A 6,395-nucleotide genomic window follows, 5' to 3' on the forward strand; every position below is an offset into this window, starting at 1 on the left:
TCGCTCGATAACCTCCGCTCTAGGTTATCAGTTGATAACCAGCCGTCAAGGATTCTCACCGTCTCATGGCTGGCACTCGGCGCCGCCGCGCACGCACCGGGTGGTTCCCCTCGGCCGTCACCGCGCTCGGCGCGCTACCGGTTGCCGGCGGGTTCCGGCTCGACGTCGTTGGTTCGAGCATGGAACCGGAACACATCACCCGCAGCGGCTTAGCGCACGGTGCTCACAACGGGGGACACGAACGTCGCCCTCCCTCGGCGTCAGGCGGCGAACACCCACATTTCATCCGCGCGGGGTGAGAAACTTCGGCTACTTCGCGGACACACTGCCACCACGGGACTACAAGGCCATTCATCAGCAGGAATGTGGAGGACGGTATGGGTGCAGCGGCGAGCGAGTCATCGACGGACCGACCACCGAACCCGCCCTCGAGACCCACACCGGAAGCGGGTGCGCCGAGCGCACCCGCCGCGGCTACGCGTTCTCCGTCATCCGTGCGTCACAGGCAGATGGTGTGGATCGAGGGCGGAACATTCCTCATGGGTTCGGACGCGAACTATCGCGAGGAGGCACCCGCACGCCGTGTATCGGTCGACGGCTTCTGGATCGATCCGCATCCGGTGACGAACGCCGAGTTCGCCCGGTTCGTTTCCCGTACCCGATACGTGACCGTCGCCGAACGTCCTCCTACAGCCGCCGACTATCCCGATGCCGACCCAGCCTTGCTCGTCGCGGGCTCGTCTGTATTCGTCGAACCCGATCGCCCGGTGCCCCTCGACCAGCCCTACCAGTGGTGGCGGTGGGTTCCCGGTGCGCACTGGCGACGTCCTCAGGGCCCAGGCAGCTCGGTACGAAAGCGGCCTGACCATCCTGTCGTACACGTGGCCTGGGAAGACGTTGCGGCATATGCCGACTGGGCGGGCAAGGATGTACCGACCGAAGCCGAGTGGGAGTATGCCTGCCGAGGCGGCCTGGACGGCGCCGAGTATGCCTGGGGCAATGAGTTCGAACCCGGGAACAAGGCGATGGCAAACACCTGGCAGGGCGAATTCCCCCATCACAACACGCACGGGGCCGGATTCGAGGGCACCTCACCCGTCGGATGGTTCCCGCCCAACGGCTACGGGTTGGCTGACATGATCGGCAACGTCTGGGAGTGGACCCACGACTGGTACACCACATACCAGGCTTCGACGCACGCGTGCTGTGTCATAGCCAATCCACAGGGCGGTACAAGGGAAGGCAGCCGCGACCCGGCACAGCCGCAGCTCGCGCGAAAGGTCGTCAAGGGCGGATCGCACCTGTGTGCGCCCAACTATTGCCGCCGATACCGACCGGCCGCACGGATGGCGCAACCGGTCGACACATCGACCTCCCACCTGGGCTTCAGATTGATCATCCGAGAGGGCCGAAGCACTACCGCCACAACGGGTTGAGTTTCGAATTCTCCCAGAAATACTCGTGCCGTCCGGCGAGGTTGCCGGACGGCACGAGGATGGTGCTCGAGGAAGCCAATCACTAACAACGGGAAGAGCTATCCCCTTGGCGGGCAAACGGAGTCATCCCCGTTCGCCAGCTGCGGACACTCTGATGCAGTGAATGACGGTTTGATTATGGCAAATCCACCGCAATAGTCGCATGCGCTGGCTCGCAGCGCAGCGGCACAAAAGAAATCCAGTCCCGGGGGCGCCCCGGACGAAGCAGTGATCTACCGAAACCGAATCAGGCGGCGGGCTGGGGCTGGGTCAGGTCCCTGACGCCGGTGATCGCATCGATGATGTTGACGATCGCGGAGGTGCCACCGTCGAGGGCGGAGCTGCCGGAGTCGAGCATGGCGGAACCGGAGGAGGAGCCAGCCGAACCCGTGGACGAGCCGCCGCCGGCCGAACCCGAGGCCAGGCCCGCGGAGCCGGAGTCGGCGGCGGAGGCCATCGCGACCGGGCCGAAGAACAGGGCGGCGGCGGAGATGGCGCCGGCGGCGGCAAGAGCCTTGCGAGAGAACATGTACGCAGATTTCCTTTCACAGCTTGATAACGACGCCATCACGGCGCACACAGCAACGTTAAGAAAAAGAAATCTTCAGATCCACTTATATTATTGTGTTAATAATCACAGTTAATAATGGGCTAACGACATATTGTGCCGTGGTAACACAATTTGATCTTCACCCGAATCAAATTCAAAGTTGAAATTCTGTTGATTTCCCGGACGGCGCCGCGTATCGGCATGCGGCGGAGTCGATCTCGTAGCAGACCTCCGAACCCGGCACCGCGAGACCCGAGCCGACGACCCGCTCGGCGGCCGCTGACATGACGGCGATCCGGTGTTACCGCGCGAAGGTGGCACGCCGCGCGACGGCGCTACACGCGAGACCCGATGCCGTACTGCGCCCCGTCCCGCCACGATGCCGCGCTCGGCCTCGCCGTTCTCTCCGGCACACTCGAACGCCGCACCAACCGCGGCCGGGGCTGGCAACGCGTTCAGGGGCCGAGAATGGCGCGGATCTGGTCTGCGGCTCGGCGGGCGATGGCGTCGTCGAGGACCGCCATCGGTTCGTCGGCCCCGGCGAACCACTGCGGGCCGACAGTGAAGGGTGCGCCGGTGAGGGCGACACCGACCGCGCCGAGTTCGCAGATGATGGCGTCGCCGGACAGTGGATCGGAGACCACTTCGACGATGATGTACTGCCGCCGGATCCGGTTGTAGTCGTCAGAGCTGACGATCAAGCAGAGCATCCCGCCGGGCAGCACCGAGCCCGACGGGGCGTGCCAGACCTCGCCGAATCGGGGAGTGGCCATCAGTCGGCCGCGCGGCGCTGCGCGAGCAGGCCCGCCGTGACGGCGGTCGCGCGGTCCGGGGTGTACCCGGCCGCGTTCAACGTGGCGCTGTCGGTGGCGATTCTCCGCCGCAGATCGTCGCGGTGGACCAGCTGCGCGAGGTAGGCGGAGCGGTCCAGGCCTTCCTCCTCCGCGCGGCGGGCGAGGATCTCCAGGGTCTCGTCGTCGAACGACACCGACGTCTTCCGTCCAGCCATACCGCCGATCGTACCGCCGGCAGCGGTAAATGTTCGCAGCACGAATCCAGCTCGGTGTCCGTGCTCGACGGTCCGGATGTCGTCTACGTCGCCCGTGTCGCGGCGTCCCGGATCATGACCGTCAGCATCACTATCGGGACGCGATTCCCCGCCTACGCCACGTCCATGGGACATGTCCTGCTGGCCGGGCTCGCGGCCCCCGAACTCGATGCCTATCTGGCGCGCACGCCCCTGGACCGGCTGACTGCGAATACCGTTACCGACCCGGACGCCCTGCGCACCGAACTGGAAAGGGTTCGCGCGCAGGGCTACTCCATCGTCGATCAGGAATTGGAGGACGGCCTACGGTCGGTTGCGGTGCCCGTGCACGACCGGTCGGGCGCGATAGCGGCGATCAACATCTCGACGCACGCCTCGCGCCGGACTATCGAATCCATCCGGACCGATCTGGTCCCGCGCCTGCTGACAGCCGCCCAGCGAATCGAAGCAGACCTCACCGCCGCGAAGCCGATCACGCGGCTGGGCTGAACATCGATTCGGATCGCGATTCGATACGCACACGAGGACCGAGTGCGTCACGGTGCGAACAGATTCTGCAGTGCCGCCGGAATCTCAGCAAGCGCGACACGTCGGTTCCTGGCCCTGTTCCCCGCTGGATACAAAGTCACCGCATGGCGGTTGAGCTGCTACCGATCTCGGGGGCTTTGACGGAGCTGGCGGGTGATGGTTGTATCTGCCTGTGCCTGAACGGTTTCCGGCAGTGTGCATGGTTGTGCAATGGCCGGTGAAGCCCTTCGGGCCGAAGCCGTCTCCAAGGAACGAAAAGAGTCTTGTGATCACCACTTCCATCGCACGCATTCGTCGCCGCTTGGCGATCGGACTAGCGCTCGTCGCCACGGCCACCAGCATCGTTGGCCAGCAGGCCGGTACCGCGAGCGCTGCACCGGCGATAACCCTGCCTCCGATAAATGCCGGGTTCGACTACCAGATCACCAGTCCTTACGATCCGCCGACGGGAGTCACGGTCGTCAGTCGCGATCACAGCGCCGAGCGGGCGGATGGTTTGTACAACATCTGCTACGTGAACGGCTTTCAGGTCCAACCGGGTGCGGAGAGCGAGTGGCCGGAAGACCTGTTGCTGCGCGACAAGGACGGCAAGGTCGTCTACGACACGAGGTGGAAGGAGGCGCTGCTGGATATCCGCACAGCCGACAAGCGCACCCGTATCGCGGACAAGGTCGACCAGTGGATCGACGAATGCGCGAACAAGCGTTTCGATGCCGTCGAGATCGACAACTATGACAGCTACAGCCGATCGAAGGACCTGCTGACCACCGACCAAGCGGTCACCTTCATCAGCATGCTCGCCAAGCACTCGCACGACCGCGGCCTGGCCATCGGCCAGAAGAACGCCGCCGAACTCGTGGACAAAAGGACCGTTGCCGGACTGGATTTCGCGGTGTCCGAAGAATGCGGCGACACTGCGGAGTGCGGTGACTACGCGGCTGCCTACGGCAACCACGTCATCGATATCGAATACACCGAAGCAGGCCTGTCGGCGGCGTGCGGAGGCTACGCAAGCAGGTTCAGCATCGTGCTCAGGGATGTCGAAGTTTCCACTCCGGGTGACCCTGGCTACGTCCGGAAGACATGCTGAAACCCGGCGAAAGCACCACACTGCGGTCGAATTCTGCTAGTGATCAACATATTTCATGCAACAAGGCGATGTGGCGGCCATGAGGAGTCGCGATGAGGTCACGCACCGAATCGATCAGGTGTTCGCGGGAGCCTTGCTGCCGCTCACCGAGGACGAACTTGCACCGCCGAGCATCGACGCGCGGTACGTCATCGCCCATTTTCACGGCCGCTCGCGGGCGGATATCGACCGCTCGAGCTTTCTGCCCAGCCTGCACATGGAAGACTTCACGTACATGACCGCGCAGGCCGTCGAGTACTACCTCCCGGCGGTGCTGAAGCTGATGCTGATCCAACCGTACGACTTCGAACTCTGGATATATCTCAGTAGCTTTCTCGGCAGTGCGCGACGCGGCGACGAGACGACCCTGCGCGGCCTCCGCCCCGCACAGCACGCGGCGATCGCGGACTGGCTCGAGCTCCTGTCCCGCGAGATCGACGAGGGGATCGGATTCGATCGCAAAGACGCCGCGAAACTGGCGCGGCTCTATCGGCAGTTCGCGAACGCCGCGACGTAGCCAGGCGCCCGCGCGGGCCGCGTTCGGCGGATGGTCGTTCGCCGAACGCGGAACAACGATCAGAAGGCCGCTGTGACTCACAGCGAAACGACAGCCGGATAAACAGGTGTTCGGGTTCCGGTAGTAATCGCCGAAGAACAACGGATGTGGCGTAGCGCCTGCTGACGGGTGATTCGCCGGGCTCAACTTTCATGGTGGACGGTAACGGCGTTGTTCCGATCCCACACGGCGACAAGCAGCTGGTCGGTGGGCTTGTCAGCGCCGATTGCGAAGTCGAGTGCGAGAACACGTTCCGTTGCCGCGGGGCTTATCATAATGCCGACGAGGACTAGGTGGTCGAGGAAGACCTTGTCGGTAACAGCTTCACAGCTGTCCACGTCGAACAAGTCGCACGCCCTCTCTTCGGGGATCTCCTCGAGATGAACCTGGCGAAACAATGAAGTCGTCGACCGGGGATCGGTCAGCTCAGCGGCGAAAGCGGCGAAAGCCGCAGCGACCAGAGCCTTCACATCGAGAAGAGCGGCCTCTGCCTTGTCGAGTTCGGTCTGGTTCAGCGTCTCATCACCATGAATCCAATACCAGGCACCCGCTCCGAATCCGTGTATGCCAGCAGGTAGCACGGCACCGGCCAGCGAGTCGTCGCCGAAATCGAGGTGCCCCGCGAACCGGCTGGTCAGGTGATTCATAGTCCTATCGTGCCATCCAGGCCCGGCCTCACTTCAGGTGCCGGGCGAAGAACCGGTTCCCCTCCTCCCCGGCGTACTGCGGGACGCCGATGTGCCCGCCCATATTGGCGTGCAACGTCTTCTCCTTGGAGCCGAAGGCGTCGAACAGGTCCAAAGCCATCTGCCGGTCGTTTCCTTCGTCGTCCCACTGCAGCAGGACATGCAGCGGAATGGTGACCTCCCGGGCCTCGTCGAGTATGGCGCGGGGCACGAAACTACCCGCGAACAGAACGGCGGCCGAGATGCGCGGTTCGACCACCGCCAGCCGGGTACCGATAGAGATCACCCCTCCCGAGTACCCGACCGGTCCGCCGATCTCGGGCAGCGAAAGGAGGGCGTCCAGGGCGGCCCGCCATTCCGGGACCGCCTTTTCGACCAGCGGGAGGACGAGCCGGTCGACGATCTCGTCGTGGACCGGCTCCC

The 6,395-nt window shown here is 64.1% G+C and carries 8 protein-coding genes and 1 pseudogene; 4 read left to right on the plus strand and 5 right to left on the minus strand.

Annotated elements, in window-relative coordinates; translation table 11 throughout:
* Positions 1–377 precede the first annotated feature (377 nt).
* The gene (locus tag NA4_RS02525; protein ID WP_507763391.1) at positions 378–1,436 is read left to right on the plus strand and encodes a formylglycine-generating enzyme family protein; all 1,059 of its coding nucleotides are present in this window, start codon (positions 378–380) and stop codon (positions 1,434–1,436) included.
* Positions 1,437–1,722: 286 nt separating this feature from the next.
* Here the strand turns inward: NA4_RS02525 and NA4_RS02530 are convergent, their stop codons facing one another.
* From NA4_RS02530 to NA4_RS38595, 3 genes are all read right to left on the minus strand, one after another.
* A complete protein-coding gene (locus tag NA4_RS02530) occupies positions 1,723–2,004 on the minus strand; it encodes a hypothetical protein (protein ID WP_067463229.1) in 282 nt (93 codons plus the stop codon).
* A 476-nt stretch (positions 2,005–2,480) separates the two neighbouring features.
* On the minus strand, positions 2,481–2,798 hold the full coding sequence (locus NA4_RS02535) for a hypothetical protein (RefSeq protein ID WP_067463230.1): 318 nt from the start codon (positions 2,796–2,798) through the stop codon (positions 2,481–2,483).
* Positions 2,798–3,034, minus strand: coding sequence for a hypothetical protein (locus tag NA4_RS38595; protein ID WP_084496735.1), 237 nt, complete (start codon positions 3,032–3,034; stop codon positions 2,798–2,800). The genes NA4_RS02535 and NA4_RS38595 overlap by 1 nt, the downstream gene beginning before the upstream one ends.
* 42 nt (positions 3,035–3,076) lie before the next feature.
* On the opposite strand from NA4_RS38595, the pseudogene NA4_RS02540 reads away from it, so the two are divergent.
* The 3 genes and pseudogenes from NA4_RS02540 to NA4_RS02550 form a co-directional block, all read left to right on the plus strand.
* Positions 3,077–3,562, plus strand: a pseudogene (locus NA4_RS02540) (IclR family transcriptional regulator domain-containing protein); the annotation flags it as partial.
* 304 nt (positions 3,563–3,866) lie between these two features.
* The gene (locus NA4_RS02545) at positions 3,867–4,691 is read left to right on the plus strand and encodes an endo alpha-1,4 polygalactosaminidase (RefSeq protein ID WP_067463231.1); all 825 of its coding nucleotides are present in this window, start codon (positions 3,867–3,869) and stop codon (positions 4,689–4,691) included.
* Positions 4,692–4,770: 79 nt separating this feature from the next.
* Positions 4,771–5,247 carry a hypothetical protein gene (locus NA4_RS02550; protein WP_157128756.1) on the plus strand — a complete coding sequence of 159 codons (477 nt, stop codon included), beginning with the start codon at positions 4,771–4,773 and terminating at the stop codon, positions 5,245–5,247.
* A gap of 182 nt (positions 5,248–5,429) precedes the next feature.
* Here the strand turns inward: NA4_RS02550 and NA4_RS02555 are convergent, their stop codons facing one another.
* Both NA4_RS02555 and NA4_RS02560 read right to left on the minus strand, forming a co-directional pair.
* Entirely contained in the window at positions 5,430–5,933 is a 504-nt protein-coding gene (locus tag NA4_RS02555; RefSeq protein WP_067463233.1) for a DUF2004 domain-containing protein, read from the minus strand.
* A 28-nt stretch (positions 5,934–5,961) separates the two neighbouring features.
* Positions 5,962–6,395: dienelactone hydrolase family protein (locus NA4_RS02560; RefSeq protein WP_507763392.1), on the minus strand; the 434-nt coding region annotated here is incomplete at its 5' end.

This window comes from Nocardia amamiensis NBRC 102102 (genome assembly GCF_001612745.1).
In the GTDB taxonomy this organism is placed as follows: Bacteria; Actinomycetota; Actinomycetes; order Mycobacteriales; family Mycobacteriaceae; genus Nocardia; species Nocardia amamiensis.

What these genes read in the sequence shown, in the direction of transcription:
- NA4_RS02535 (WP_067463230.1), bottom strand. Translation starts at nt 2,798, where the DNA reads ATGGCCACTCCCCGATTCGGCGAGGTCTGGCACGCCCCGTCGGGCTCG.
- NA4_RS02555 (WP_067463233.1), bottom strand. Translation starts at nt 5,933, where the DNA reads ATGAATCACCTGACCAGCCGGTTCGCGGGGCACCTCGATTTCGGCGAC.
- NA4_RS02530 (WP_067463229.1), bottom strand. Translation starts at nt 2,004, where the DNA reads ATGTTCTCTCGCAAGGCTCTTGCCGCCGCCGGCGCCATCTCCGCCGCC.
- NA4_RS38595 (WP_084496735.1), bottom strand. Translation starts at nt 3,034, where the DNA reads ATGGCTGGACGGAAGACGTCGGTGTCGTTCGACGACGAGACCCTGGAG.
- NA4_RS02525 (WP_507763391.1), top strand. Translation starts at nt 378, where the DNA reads ATGGGTGCAGCGGCGAGCGAGTCATCGACGGACCGACCACCGAACCCG.
- NA4_RS02550 (WP_157128756.1), top strand. Translation starts at nt 4,771, where the DNA reads ATGAGGAGTCGCGATGAGGTCACGCACCGAATCGATCAGGTGTTCGCG.